Raw genomic sequence first — 15,317 nt, forward strand, 5'->3', positions numbered from 1 at the left:
TCTCCATGGGCCCCAGCATTCTCAGTGCGCGCAACCTTAGCAAAGTGGTCCCCAGCGCGGAAGGCGACCTGACCATCCTGCACGAACTCTCGCTGGAATTGAAACAAGGCGACAGCCTGGCCATCGTCGGCGCCTCGGGCTCGGGCAAATCGACCCTGCTCGGCCTGCTGGCCGGCCTCGACCTGCCTAGCGCAGGCTCCGTGACCCTGGCCGGCCACGACCTCGGCCCGCTGGATGAAGACCAGCGCGCACGGGTGCGGGCCGAGCATGTCGGCTTCGTGTTCCAGTCGTTCCAGTTGCTCGACAGCCTCAACGCCCTGGAAAACGTCATGCTGCCGCTGGAGCTGGACGGTCGCCGCGATGCCCGCGAGCACGCCCGCAGCCTGCTCGAACGGGTGGGCCTGGGCCAGCGCCTGAGCCACTCGCCGCGCCAGTTGTCCGGTGGCGAGCAACAACGGGTGGCCATCGCCCGCGCCTTTGCCGCCGAGCCTGCGGTGCTGTTTGCCGACGAGCCGACCGGCAACCTCGACAGCCACACCGGCGAGCGCATCAGCGACCTGTTGTTCGAACTGAACAAGGAGCGCGGCACCACCCTGGTACTGGTCACCCATGACGAACGCCTGGCCCAGCGCTGCCGTCGCCTGATCCGCCTGGACGCCGGCCACCTGGTCGCGCCGCTGGAGCCCTGATGAAACGCCTGCCGTTGTTCCCCCTGGCCCTGCGCCAGTTGCTGCGCGACGCCCGCGCCGGCGAGTTGCGCGTGCTGTTCTTCGCCCTGCTGGTGGCGGTGGCGGCCAGTACCGCGATCGGCTACTTCGGCGCCCGCCTCAATGGCGCCATGCTGCTGCGCGCCACCGAATTCCTCGGCGCCGACCTGGTGCTGCAGGGCAGCTCGCCGGCCGCCCCCGAGCAGATCAGCCGCGGCACCGCCCTGGGCCTGCAGCATGCCCAGGTGGTCGAGTTCTCCAGCGTGATCGCCACCGACAACGGCATCCAGCTGTCGAGCATCAAGGCGGCCAACGACCGTTATCCGCTGCGCGGTGAGCTGCGCAGCGCCGCCGAACCCTATGCCAGCGAAACCGCCGGTGGCGGCCCGGCACCGGGCGAGGCCTGGGTCGAGCCACGGCTGCTGGCAGCGCTGGAGCTGAAGATCGGCGACAGCATCGATGTCGGCATGAAAACCCTGCGCATGAGCCGGGTACTGACCTACGAGCCCGACCGCGCCGGCAACTTCTATAGCCTGACCCCACGGGTACTGATCAACCTTGCCGACCTTGAGGCCACCGGGGTGGTGCAACCGGGTAGCCGGGTCAGCTACCGCGAACTCTGGCGCGGCGAGCCCGAAGCCCTGGCCAGCTACCGTGACGCGGTGAGTAAAAACCTTGCCGCCAACCAGCGCCTGCAGGATTCGCGCGATGGCAACCAGCAAATCGGCGGCGCCCTGGGCAAGGCCGAACGCTACCTGAACATGGCCAGCCTGGTGGCAGTGCTGCTCGCTGGTGTCGCCGTGGCCCTGTCGGCCAGCCGCTTCGCTACCCGCCGTTTCGATGCCAGCGCCCTGCTGCGCTGCCTGGGCCTGTCGCGGCGCCAGGCGCTGAGCCTGTTCTGCCTGCAACTGGCGATTCTTGGCAGCATCGCTGCGCTGTGTGGCGCGGCGCTCGGCTGGCTGGCCCAACTGGGCCTGTTCCAGTTGCTGCAGGGGTTGATGCCGGCGCAGATCCCACCTGGCGGCATCGGCCCGGCCCTGGCCGGGATTGCCACCGGCCTGGTGGCCCTGGCCGGTTTCGCCCTGCCGCCGCTGGCCGCCCTGGGCCGGGTGCCGCCGCTGCGGGTATTGCGCCGCGACCTGCTGCCGGTACCGGCCAGCAGCTGGCTGGTGTATGGCGCCGCACTGTTCGCCCTCGGGCTGATCATGTGGCGGCTGAGCCTCGACCTGCTGCTGACCTTCGCCCTGCTCGGCGGTGGCCTGGTGGCCGCCTTGCTGCTGGGCGGCCTGCTGTTGCTCGGCCTGCGCAGCCTGCGCCGCCTGCTCGCCGGCAGCCCGCTGGCCTGGCGCCTGGGCCTTGGCCAGTTGCTGCGCCATCCGCTGGCGGCGGCCGGGCAATCGCTGGCCTTCGGCCTGATCCTGCTGGCCATGGCGCTGATTGCCCTGCTGCGCGCCGAGCTGCTCGACACCTGGCAGAACCAGCTGCCCAAGGACGCCCCCAACTACTTCGCCCTGAACATCCTGCCCGACGACAAGAACAGCTTCGCCCAGCGCCTGAGCGAGTTCTCCGCCGAAGCCGCGCCGCTGTACCCGGTCATCCCCGGACGCCTGACCGCAATCAACGGCGAGCCGGTGCAACAGATCGTCAGCAAGGAATCCACCGGCGACCGCGCGGTGCAGCGCGACCTGAGCCTGACCTGGGCTGCCGACCTGCCCCAGGGCAACACCCTGAGCGAAGGCCAGTGGTGGCAGGCCCAACCGCCGGCCGATGCCCTGCCCGGCGTCTCGGTGGAAGCCGAACTGGCCCTGAGCCTCAAGCTCAAACTCGGTGACCAGCTGACCTTCAGCATCGGCGGCCTGCAACGTCAGGTGCAGGTGAGCAGCCTGCGCACGGTCAACTGGGACAGTTTCCAGCCCAACTTCTACATGATCTTCCAGCCCCAGACCCTGCAGGACCTGCCGACCACCTACCTGACCAGCTTCTACCTGGCCCCCGGGCATGACCAGCAGGTGGTAGCGCTGTCGCGGGCGTTCCCGGCGGTGACCATCCTTCAGGTCGATGCGTTGCTGGAACAACTGCGCAGCATCCTCGCCCAGGTCACCCTGGCGGTGGAGTACGTGCTGTTGTTCGTGCTGGCGGCGGGCCTGGCGGTGCTGTTCGCCGGTTTGCAGGCGACCCTCGACGAGCGTATTCGCCAGGGCGCCCTGCTGCGCGCCCTGGGCGCCGGGCGCGGTTTGCTGGTCAAGGCCCGACGCATCGAGTTCGGCTTGCTCGGGGCGGCCAGCGGCCTGCTGGCGGCGATTGGCTGCGAGCTGATCACCCTGGTGCTGTACCGCTACGCCTTCGACCTGCACTGGAGCCCGCACCCATGGCTGCTGTTGCTGCCGGTCCTCGGCGCCCTGCTGGTCGGCGGTGCCGGGGTCTACGGCACGCGCCGGGCGCTCAATGCCAGCCCGCTGGCGGTACTGCGTGAGGGCTGATCAGGGTTTGACGTAGTCGATGGCGTTGACCCACCAGCACATCTCGCCGGAAGGGGTCTGGACGATGACTTCATCGCCGACCTCTTTTTTCAGCAAGGCGCGGGCCATGGGCGAGTCGATCGAGATGTAGTCCATGCGCCCGTAGATCTCGTCGTAGCCAACGATGCGAAAGCGCTTGCTCTCGCCCTCCTCGTTCTCGATTTCGACCCAGGCGCCGAAAAACACCCGGCCTTCCTGCTCTGGCGAATAGTCGACCACGCGCATGTCTTCCAGGCGTTTGCGCAGGTAGCGCACGCGGCGGTCGATCTCGCGCAAGAGCTTCTTGTTGTACTGGTAATCGGCGTTCTCGCTGCGATCGCCCAGCGACGCTGCCCAGGTGACTTTCTGGGTGACATCGGGGCGGGTGACCCGCCACAACTGATCCAGCTCCTGCTTCAAGGCGTCGTAGCCGCCACGTGTGATGATCTTCGTGCTCAACAGTGTTCTCGCTCGGTGACCGCCAGCCAGCAGCCGGCATGTGCTCAGGCTGCAACTGTGCCTCAGAGCAGGCGAACTGCGCCAGCCAGACGGTGTAAATAGCGAAAACTTGACGTGAAGCACGCCACTGCCACTAGCGCGTTGAAACATCTGGCGATATAAATAGAAATCACCTACAGCAAAAAATCACAAGGAATGTGAAGTGCCAGGGTTCTGCCAGGCCTGATACAGGTCAGCACACAGTAGAACCGTCGTTGCAAACATAGGGACCTTTTCAGTGTCTGCCGGGCAGGTCACTGAAGGTGTTTGTTCTGCGTTGGCCTGCCCAAGCGAAGCAGGCCTGAGGTGATGAAATGGACAGGATGACCGGACCTGGCGTACAACCGCCTTTTTTCAAACCACAGCGCCGGGCCATGGCGCTGGAGCAGCGGATCCTGTTCGACGGCGCCGCTGCCGCAGCGGCCGACCAGCAGCACGCTGGCGACGACAACAGCGCGGGCAACAAGGACAGCGCCCTGGCCACCCCCGCCACTCACACCGAAGCTCGCAGCGATGCCCCGGCCCAACCCTCGGCCGCGCGCCACCTGCTGGTGCTCGACAGCCGCATTGAAGGCCGCGAACAACTGCTCGCCCAGTTGCCGGCAGATGTCCAGGTACTGGTGGTCGACAGTCAGCAAGATGGCCTGGCGGCGATTTCCGCAAGCCTGGCGCAACTGGGCCAGGTCGATTCGATCCAGATCCTCTCCCACGGCGCCGCCGGCCAGTTCACCCTCGGCAGCAGCACCCTCAGCGCCGACAATATCGAGCAGTTCGCCACGCCGCTGGGCCAGTGGCGCCAGGCGCTCAGCGAGGGTGCCGATATCCAGCTGTACGGCTGCAAGGTGGGCGAAGGCAGCGCCGGGCGTACCCTGGTCGATGAGCTGGCACGCTGGACCGGTGCCGACGTCGGCGCCTCGAGCAACGACAGCGGCAGCGCGCGGCTGGGCGGCGACTGGAACCTGGAGGTGCGCAACGGCAACATCGACCAGGCCATCGCCCTGTCTGCGACAGCCCTGAGCAGCTTCGACAGCCTGCTGGCCAATGCTAGCCCGACCCTGGGCATTTCGTCTGGCGGCTCGGACGTGCTGCTCGGCGGCGCATTCAGCTTTGACCTGACCTTCAGCAACCCCTCAAGCCAGGTCGGCTTCGCGCCCTATATCGACCTGTTCATGCCGGCCACCGGCAAGGATGGCGACGACGGCGTCAGCTTTGTCTCGGCCAGTTATCTTGGCCAGAACGTGCAATCGTATGTGCTTACCTTCGACGCCAATGGCAAGGCCAGCCACCCGCTGGCCAAGGACAGCAGCGGCAACGCACTGATTCTCGATGCCGCAAGCCTCGGATTGCGCGCCGGCGACCAGCTGGTGGTGCTGCAACTGCCGTACGCCAGTGTCTCCCAGGGGCAACCGGGCATCAGCGTGCAGATCAACGCACGCTTGAGCGAACTGGCCGATACCGACTTCTCCAACGGCTCGCCAGACCTGACCATTCGCGCGCGCAGCGGCTTCCAGTTCGGCAACGATGCCCTGGACAACCCGGCCAGTGACCCCAGCCTGGTGGAAGCCAGCCTGCAAAGCTTCGTGGTCCACCCCACGGTGCTGACCCAGACCCAGACCGTCACCACCCCGGAAGGCGAAACCGCGACCGGCCCCAACTACGAACGCACCCTGACCAGCACCGTCACCCCGGCGCCGGGCCAGACCCTGAGCAATGTCGTGGTGACCCAGCCGTTGCCGCCCAATGTCCAGGTCAACGCCATCACCCCCGGCCCCGGCGGCAGCCTGACCTCGATCACCCTGCACGATGGCCGGGTGATTACCGACCCCGCGCAGATCGCCACCCTGATCGCCGCCAGGGACGTGTTCATCGACGCCTACACCGTCACTTATGCCACCCTCAGCGCCGCTACCAGCACCGTGGTGGATTTCTATGTACCGGATGTCGATGCCAACGGCCAGCAGGTCATCGACCCCCTGACCGGCGACGAGCGCACCATCACCGTCGCCGGCGCCACCGTCAGTGGCAACTGGGTGCCGCTCGACCCGCGTGACGTCTCGACTCCGGGAAACGACATCGACTTTACCGCCACCGGCCAGGACACCAACTTTGTTGCCAAGTCGATCACCCTGCTCAAGCAGGTCAGCCTGATCACCGACCTCGGCCAGGCCGGCATCACCCCCGGCGACACCCTGCACTACAGCCTGAACCTGGCGATTTCCGACTATTTTGCCTTCGGCCAGACCCTGTTCCAGCAAGGCCGCTTCGTGGTCGTCGACCAGGTCGGAGATGGCCTGAGCGTCTCCGGCCCGGCCACCCTGACCATCACCTCGGCCGGTCGTACCCAGACCGTGGCGCTGGTGACCGGCACCACGCTCAATGTCGATGGCAGCACCACCTTGACTTTCGACATTGCCCAGTCGCTGCGCAATGCCAACGGCAGCCTCGGCGCCCTGCTGGGCGACCTGGCGTTCCAGGACCTGATCCGCGGCGCCACCACGGCGGTAATCGGCTACAACGCCGTGGTTGCCCAGAGCTACACCACGCCCTACCCGCCGCACAGCGAGATCAACGAAGGCGACAGCCTGGGCAACAATGCCCAGGTCAGTGCAACCCTGATCCAGGATGCCCTCAACCTGACCGGCTACGACCAGAGCGACCGCTCCACTACCACCAGTACCATCCCCACGCGCACCGTGGATATCGAACTGGTGACGGTCAACAACGGCGTGCCGCCGGCCAACGGCGAGCTGCGTCCCGGCGACCTGGTGACGTTCCGCCTGAGTTACGACCTGGTGACCGGCGACTACGAGCAGTTCAAGCTCACCGCCTACCTGCCCTTGCCACTGTTCGACCTGGGCGCCATCAACTGGAGCCAGGGCAACGGTGTCGGCCAGTGGTCGTTCGGTGCTGGCAACAGCAACCCGGACGGCGTCGACAGCGTCACCAGCGGCCCCGGCAACGCGGTAATCTTCGACTTTGGCGACTACACCACGGCGTTGACCAATGGCAGCCGGATCGAGGTGCAGTTCACCCTGCGGGTCGGCGACCAACCCTTCGCCGACCAACGTTCGCTCGACGTCCTGGCGCAATCCAGCCAGCTCACCACCATCGACAACCGGCCGCTGATTTCTTCCGATGTCGCACTGATTGCCTCGATCGCCGAGCCAGTGCTGGCCCTCACCCACGGCGTGGTGTCCAGCAGCCAGGGCAGCGTCACCGGCACCAGCGGCAGCTGGAAAGCACCGGGCACCAGCGGCGTGCCGTTCAGCGGCCAGATCACCAGCCTGAGCCAGATCGACGGCAACGTCAGCGGCATCGATGGCGGCGACACCCTGCGCCTGGCCACCGCCATCGAGAACACCGGCGGCGGCGGCGCCTTCGACGTGGTCACCGGCATCAGCCTGCCCAATGGCCTGGGCTTTGTCGGCGGCAGCCTGGGCGCCGCCAACCTGCAGGTCTATCGCGGCGATGGCAGCCTGCTGGTGCGTGGCGTTGACTACGAGGTCAACGGCAATCAGATCAGCTTCCTCGACGCCGGCGCCGTGGCCAGCCTGTTGCCCGGGCGCAGCGGGACCGCCGCCGACACCACTGGCGCCAACATCGTGGTCATCACCTACGACGTCCAGGTCGTCGCCAGCATCGAGGCCGGGCGTACCCTGCAGAGCACCGCGACTCTGAGCAACTATGCCAGCGTCAACGGCGGCAGCGACTTCACCCCCACCGACCTGCAAGACCTGGCCAACCAGCAAGTGGCCACCCCCGAGGTACGCAAGACCTTCGCCGGCGGCAGCCTCGACAACGGCGACTCCAGCGCCAGCCATACCAGCGGCAGCGACCTGGTGGTCGGCGAAAGCATGCTCTACGACATCAAGGTCACCCTGCCCGAAGGCGACACCCGCAACCTGCGCATCGACGACCTGATCCCGCCGGGCCTGCGCCTGGACACCAGCTTCAATGGCGGCCAGGGCTACCAGTTGATCACCACAGTGGCCGGCAGCGCGGCGCTGACCGCCGACTTCAATGGCAGCCTCGGCAGCCAGGCTATCTCAGCCATCGGCGGCAGCCTTGGCGGCGACGGCGTCAGCTTGCGCCTGGCCTTCAGCAATGCCGGCGCAACCGCCGACAACCGCGGCGACAACAACAGCTTTGTCATTCGCGTGCGCCTGACGGTCAGCAACGTCGACGGCAACCAGAGCAACCGTTCCCTGCAAAACAGTGCGCAAATCCACTTCAGCGACCCCGATGGCGATACCGCCAACGGCAGCAACGCCCTTGACCGTACCGTCGCCCTCAGCGGCGGACGGCCGACCGTCACCGTGCGCGAGCCGACCCTGGTGGTGGACATCGCGGCCGACTTCGGCCCGGGCCTGGGCGTCGATGAAGGCCAGCGGGTGCGCTACTTGATCGTCATCAGCAACGGTAGCAGTGCCAGCGACTTCGATGCCTTCGACATTCGCTTTCTCGACAACCTGCCCACGCAACTGAGCAACCTGCAACTGTTGTCGGTGAACTACAGCGGCGCCAGCAACAACGGCGGCGGCGATTTCGAACTGGTCGGCAACCAGTTGCGCAGCGTCAACGGTGCCAACATCGACATCGCCAAGGGCGGGCGAATCTTCATTACCGTGGTCGGCGACGTGAACGCCAGCGCCGCCAGCGTGGCCAGCTTCGACAACCTCGCCAGCGTGCAATGGAGCAGCCTCAATGGCACCGGCAACATCGGTTTCGACCCGGCCGGCGAGCGCACCGGGGCCGATGGCATGCTCAACAGCGGCGTGCTCAACGACTACCAGACCGCGTTCAGTGTTCGTGTGCCGGTCAACCAGGGCGTGGAGATATCCCGGGTCGGCGGCTTGAGCGATAGCGCCGCGCCGAACCCGACCAACAGCGAGCGCGAACAGGTCGCCATCGGCGAAATCATCCGTTACCGGGTGGTGGCGGTACTGGCCCAGGGCAGCACCAGCGACTACAGCCTGCAGGTCACCCTGCAAAACGGCCTGGGGTTTCTCAACGACGGCAACACCCGCATTGCGTTCATTTCCGACCAGGGCATCAGCAGCAGCATCGCCTCGTTGATCAACGGCGGGCAACTGAACATCAATGGCGCACAGAATGCCCAGGAAGCGCAGCCGATCAGCGCCGACCTGCTCGGCGCCGCACCCGGCGGCATTCTCAATGGCGCACAAATCAGCGTCAGCACCGATGCCAACGGCAACACGGTCATCACCTTTCACCTGGGTGATGTGGTCAACCACGACAATGACCTGGACAAAGAGCTGGTGTCGCTGGAGTTCAACGTACGGGTGCTCAACCAGGCGTCCAACGTCGCCGGCCTGTCGCTGTCGGCGGTTGCCATCGACCAGTCGCGCGGGGTGCAGTTATCGCGCAGCCAGGCGGTTTACGAGGACCTGGTCGAACCGCGCTTCAACAGCCTGGACAAACGCGTGGTCGACTTCGACCCCAACCCCTCGGGCAGCAGTGGCACGGCCACCCTGGCCTTGTCCTTCACCCACACCGGCGGCATTGCCGCCTACGACGCGCAGCTACGCGACAGCTTCCCGACCGGCAGCAGCTACAGCCTGCTCGGCATCGAGCTCAACGGCACGCTGTACACGGCCAGCAACCTGCCGGCGGGGGTGACGTTCGGCACCAGCGGCGGGCTCGGTGTCGACTTTGCCAAGCTCAATGTCGGCGACCAGGTCAAGGTCACCTACCAGGTCACCTTGCCCAACCTGGCCGCAATCGCCAGCAGCAATGCCACTCTGACCTGGACCAGCCTGCCGGAGAGTTTCAACAGCTGGGGCGGCTCCAGCGTCGGCAGCGACGGCAGCGCCGAGGGCGAACGCACCGGCGCTGGCGCCAGCCCCAACACCTATATCCTCAGCGACGCTGCGGGCCTGGGACTTATCCAGGGCACACTCTGGGACGACACCGCCTCGGCCACGACCAGCGCCATCCCCGATGGCCCGGGCCTGGCCGGCCAGACCGTGACCCTGACCTGGGCCGGCCTGGACGGCAACCTCGACAGCAGCGCCGACAACAAGGTGTTTACCACCACCACCGACGCCAATGGCCGTTACCATTTTGGTGTGCTGCCCAGCGGCGTGTTCCGTATCGACGTGCCCAGCGGCACCGTCGCCTTTCCGCAGCCGCTGGGCGAGCTGCGCGTACGCATCGACTCGGATGCCGGCAGCGCGCTGGGGCGCATCGACATCAACCTGGGCGAAGGCAGCAGCGCCAACGCCGACGCCGGCTTCGTGCAGCTCAACGATGCCCCGGTCAACCAGTTGCCCGGCACCCAGAACGGCTTTGAAGACACGCCACTGGCCATCGGCGGCATTCGCGTCAGCGATGTCGATATCGGCAACGGCATCATGGACATCACCCTCAGTGTGCTGCACGGCACCTTGAGCCTGTCTGCCCTGCCCGCCGGGGTTTCGGTGGTGGGCAACGGCAGCGGTACCCTGAGCCTCTCCGGCAACCTCACAGCGCTCAACCAGGCCCTGGCCAATCTGGTCTACCTGGGCAATGCCAACTTCAACGGCATCGATACCCTCACGGTGCTCAGCAACGACCGCGGCGGCTTCGGCGATGGCGACGGCGACGGCCTGCCCGGGCAAAACCCGCAGGACGCGCGCACTGATCAGGACAGCCTGCAGATCATCCTCGCACCGGTCAACGATGCGCCACTGGCAGTTGACGATGCCATCGATGCGGTAGAAGCCGGGGGCACCAATAACCGCCTGCCGGGGGTCAACCCCAGCGGCAACCTGCTGCGCAACGACCAGGATGTCGATATCGCCACCAACGCCGACGTGCTGCGGGTCAGCGCCATCGGCCTCGAAGGCCAGCCGGCGCAGAACCTCGCCTCAGGCAGCGCGGTCGTGATCAGCGGTCGCTACGGCAGCCTGATCGTGTCCTCCAGCGGCGGATTTTTGTACCTGGTCGACAACAACAACGCCGAGGTCCAGGCCCTGCGCCTGGCCGGGCAGACCCTGGTCGAACGCTTCATCTATACCGCCACCGACCTGGCCGGCGCCAGCAGCAGCGCAGCGCTGACGGTTACCGTGCATGGCGCCAACGACACCCCGGTGGCAGTCAATGACGAAGGCATCGCGGTCGAGGCCGGTGGCGTTGCCAACGGCACTGCCGGCAGCGACGCCACCGGCAACGTGCTGAGCAACGACACCGACGTCGATAGCCAGGCCAATGGCGAAGTGCTGAGCGTCACCGGTATCCGTTCGCTGCGCGAGAGTGCGGCCGGCACGATCACCCCGGTAGCCGCCGGTACCACCAGCAGCAACGGTACGCTGCTGGTCGGCAGCTACGGCACCCTGACCATCGGCGCCGATGGCAGTTACCGCTATGTCGTCGACAACAGCAACACGGCGGTGCAGCGCATGGTGCCCGGTGACAGCCTGTTCGAGTATTTCAGCTACCAGGTTACCGACGCCGGCGGCCTGAACGACATCGCCGAGCTGCGCATCACCATCCAGGGCGCCCAGGACAATCCGCTGGCCAGTGACGACCAGGCCGTGGCCCAGGCCGGCTCCGGCCCGAATGCCATCGGCGAGAGCAACCCCCGTGGCAACGTCATCCTCTTCCCCAGCCGCCCGGGCCCGGCCGACCAGCCGGGAGGCAACGGCATCGACCTTGACGTCGACCGCACCGACCGGCCCAACAGCCTGCTGCAGATCAATGGCATCCGCACCGGCAGCGAACTGGCTGGCGGTGCGCTGCTTGCGGTGGCCGGCGGCACCAGTTCGAACGACGGCACCGTGCTGCTCGGCAGCTACGGTGAACTGCGCATCGGCGCCGACGGTTCGTACTTCTACGACGTCGACAGCAGCAACGCGGCGGTGCAGGCCCTGCTTGCCGGCCAGACCCTGAGCGAAGTCTTCACCTATCAGGTGGTCGACAGCAGCGGCCTGACCGACCGGGCGCAACTGGTGATCACCATTCGCGGGGTCAACGACCCGCCCGTGGCCCAGAACCACTACACCGTCGCCATTGAAAGTGGCGGCGTGGCCAACACCAGCGCCGGCTTCAACCCTTCGGGCAATGCTCTGGCGCAGGACACCGACCCCGATGGCGACCCGATCCGGGTGGTTTCGCTGCGCCACGACCAGTTAGGTACCAGTGCCATTCTCGGCCAGGCCTTCCGTGGCCAGTACGGCACCCTGACGCTCAATGCCGACGGCAGCTACACCTACCTGCTGGACAACGACAACGCCCAGGTCCAGGGCTTGCGCGATGCCTCCGACAACCTCCTGGAACGCTTTACCTTCGCCGTCAGCGATGGCACCGCCACCCCGCAGGAAGCCCAGCTGGTGGTACTGATTTTCGGCCGCAACGACAACCCGGTGGCCACCGATGACCAGGCCGAAGCGATCGAGGCCGGCGGCAGCAACAACAGCCTGCCGGGGCGGGACCCAGTGGGCAACGTGCTGACCAACGACAACGATGTCGACAGCCGGCTCAACGGTGAAACCAAAGCCGTGTCCTCGGTGCGCACCGGCAGCAAAACCGCCACCGGCACCGATGGCGTGCTGGGCACCGAGCTGCGCGGCACCTACGGCTGGCTCACGCTCAACGCCGACGGCAGCTACAGCTACCGCCTGGACAACAGCATGGCGGCGGTGCAAGCCCTGCGCAGCAGCAGCGACACCCTCGAGGACAGCTTCAGCTACACGGTAATCGACACCGCCGGCGCCGAAGACCGCGCCACCTTGAGTATCACCATCCGTGGCGCCAACGACGCGCCGCTGGCGCGCAATGATCTGGCCATCGCCGTCGAGGCCGGCGGCCTGAACAACAGCAGCGCCGGGGTCAACCCCAGCGGCAATGTGCTGGACAACGACAGCGATGTCGACGCCTATGGCGAAACCTTGCAGGTCACCCAGCTCAGCCAGGACGGCCGCATCGCCAGCCTGGGCAGCGCCTTCAAAGGCCTGTACGGCACCCTGGTGCTCAACGCCGACGGCAGCTACCACTACGAGCTGGACAACAGCAACCCGCAGGTACAGGCCTTGCGCACCCCGGCCGACCGCCTGCTGGACACCTTCACCTACAGCATCCGCGACCTGGCCGGGGCCACCAGCAGCGCCGTGCTGAGCATTCGCATTCATGGCAGCAACGACAACCCGCAGGCCAATGACGACAGCGCCATTGCCATCGAAGCCGGCGGTACGGCCAACGCCACCGCGGGCCTCAACCCGCAAGGCAATGTGCTGGCCAACGACAGCGATGTCGACGCCAATGACCTCAAGCGCGTCGATGGCCTGCGCCTGGGCAGCGAAGCCGCAGGCGGCAGCTTCAGCACCATCAATGGCAGCCTGAGCCTCGCCGGCCTGTACGGCACCCTGACGCTCAATGCCGATGGCAGCTATCAGTATGTGGTCAACAACAACCTGGCCGCCGTGCAAGCGCTCAAACCCGGCGAAAGCCTGGTGGAGGTGTTCACCTACCGCATGCATGACCGCGCCGGCGCCAGCGACACCGCACAGTTGCAAGTGCAGGTACGCGGTGCCTGGGACGCGCCGGTGGCCCGCGATGATGGCGCCCTGGCCGTCGCCGAAAGCGCCAGCAGCGCCGGCATCGACCCCAGCGGCAACCTGCTGCCCAACGACAGCGATGTCGATGGCGGCGACCGCCTGGTCGTTACCGGCATCCGCGCCGGCAGCGAAGCCGCCGGTGGCAGCCTGGATGCAGTCAGCGACGGCACCGACCTGAGCAACGGCACCTTGATCAACGGCCTCTACGGCCAGTTGATCGTCGGCGCCGACGGCAGCTACATCTATCGCCTGGATTCAAGCAACCCGGTGATCCGTGCGCTGGGGCCGAACCAGTTCATCACCGAGGTGTTCACCTACCAGGTCAGCGACCTGGGCGGGCTGAGCGACCAGGCCCAGCTGACCATCCTCATTCGCGGTCGCAACGACGCACCCCAGGCCCGCGACGACAGCGCCGTGGCCATCGAGGCCGGCGGCTTGAACAACAACCAGCCGGGGCTGAACCCCAGCGGTAATCTGCTGAGCAACGATACCGACGTCGACCACGACATTCTCAGCGTTGCCGCCGTACGCACCGGCGGGCGCCTGGAAGGCGGCACCGCCGGTACCCTCGGCAGTGCCTTGCGCGGCCTTTACGGCGACCTGACGGTGAATGCCGACGGCAGCTGGAGCTATGTGGTGGACAACAGCCTCGCCGCCGTGCAGGCCTTGCGCACCGGCAGCCAGACCCTCAGGGAAGTCTTCACCTACACCGTGGTCGACCGCTTCGGCGGGCAAAGCCAGGCGCAGTTGATCGTTACCCTGCAAGGTCGCAACGACACACCGATTGCCCAGGATGACCACGGCGTGGCCATCGAGGCCGGCGGTGTCGACAACGCCACCCCGGGCCAACCGGCCAGCGGCAACGTGCTCGACAACGACAGCGATGTCGACGGCGTCGAGTACGGCGAAACCCGCCAGGTACTTGAGGTGCGCAACGAAGACGGTAGCGTGGCCCTGGCCGGGCAAGTACTGCAAGGTCGCTACGGGCAACTGCTGCTGGCCAGCGACGGCAGCTATCGCTACCAGCTCGACGACAACAACCCACAGGTCCAGGCCCTGCGCACGGCCGGCGAGACCCTGCGCGAAGTGTTCACCTACCGCATGCGCGATACTGCCGGCGCGCAGTCCGAAGCGCGCCTGCACATCCTCATCCAGGGGGCCAACGACAACCCGGTCGCCCGTGACGACCATGCCGTCGCCAGCGACCAGACCGCCGCCCCGCAAGCCACCGGCAACGTATTGCCCAACGACTCCGACGTGGACGCCGCCGACCAGTTGCAGGTAGTCGGCATTCGCACCGGCAGCGAGGCCGCCACGGGCACCGGCGGCAGTGTTGGCCAGCCGCTGGCAGGGCGCTACGGCACCCTGGTGATCAATGCCGATGGCAGCTACCGCTACCAGATCGACCTGAGCAACCCCGAGGTGCTGGCCGCCGCGGGCCTGGGCCGGGTGTTGCAGGATGTCTTTACCTACACCGTCGGCGACCGGGCCGGGGCTACCGACCTGGCCCAGTTGGTCATCGACCTGGACATCGCTGCGCCGTTCATTCCGGCACCGGCTGGCCCGCACCTGGACAGCGCCGGCCGCGACCGCTTCGGGCGCCTGCCGCTGCCGACGCTGGAACCGGCGATCTTCGTCACGCCGGTGGTCGAGCAGGACGAACGGGACCTGGAGCTGTCCGGTTGGGCAGCCGATGGCAGCGACCTGAGCCTGGGGCGCACCCCCGAAATCCGCAGTGCCACGCTCAAGGCCAGGCTCGGCCTGGTGCCCGGCCAGTTCGTTGCCAGCAGCGTGGCGCAAAGCCGCAACGACAGCGAACAGGACCTGGCCTGGATGCTCGGCCGCCATGGCCGCCTGAACCTGAGTGCCGACGGCCTGCTGGCCGATCCCTCGGTGTTTGCCAGCAGCCGCGACAACCTGACCCGTGGCGACAGCCAGCTCGCCGCAGCGGCCGAAAACCGCACCGCCCCGGGCCTGCGCGCGCAATTGCGCGAGGCCGCGCAGCGCTTGCGCGCCAGCGCCGACCTACCGACCGAACACGCAAGGACCAAGGACTGACC

At 66.8% G+C, this 15,317-nt stretch carries 4 protein-coding genes; 3 read left to right on the plus strand and 1 reads right to left on the minus strand.

All coding sequences use genetic code 11. The features are described from left to right. Positions 1–5: 5 nt before the first annotated feature. Positions 6–689, plus strand: a complete 684-nt coding sequence (locus tag ACZ9A3_RS14665) for an ABC transporter ATP-binding protein (protein ID WP_045194762.1) — start codon at positions 6–8, stop codon at positions 687–689. Beyond that, complete coding sequence (locus tag ACZ9A3_RS14670) at positions 689–3,187, plus strand: ABC transporter permease (protein WP_045194764.1); 2,499 nt, start codon at positions 689–691, stop codon at positions 3,185–3,187. Before ACZ9A3_RS14665 ends, ACZ9A3_RS14670 begins: the two co-directional genes overlap by 1 nt. Here the strand turns inward: ACZ9A3_RS14670 and greB are convergent, their stop codons facing one another. Next, entirely contained in the window at positions 3,188–3,664 is a 477-nt protein-coding gene (greB, locus tag ACZ9A3_RS14675; RefSeq protein WP_045194766.1) for a transcription elongation factor GreB, read from the minus strand. It abuts the gene before it with no gap. Positions 3,665–4,026: 362 nt separating this feature from the next. Between greB and ACZ9A3_RS14680 the strand changes: the two genes are divergently transcribed. Then, on the plus strand, positions 4,027–15,315 hold the full coding sequence (locus ACZ9A3_RS14680; RefSeq protein ID WP_476253335.1) for a VCBS domain-containing protein: 11,289 nt from the start codon (positions 4,027–4,029) through the stop codon (positions 15,313–15,315). The last annotated feature ends 2 nt before the right edge of the window (positions 15,316–15,317 follow it).

The organism is Pseudomonas sp. TE4620, from assembly GCF_056279045.1.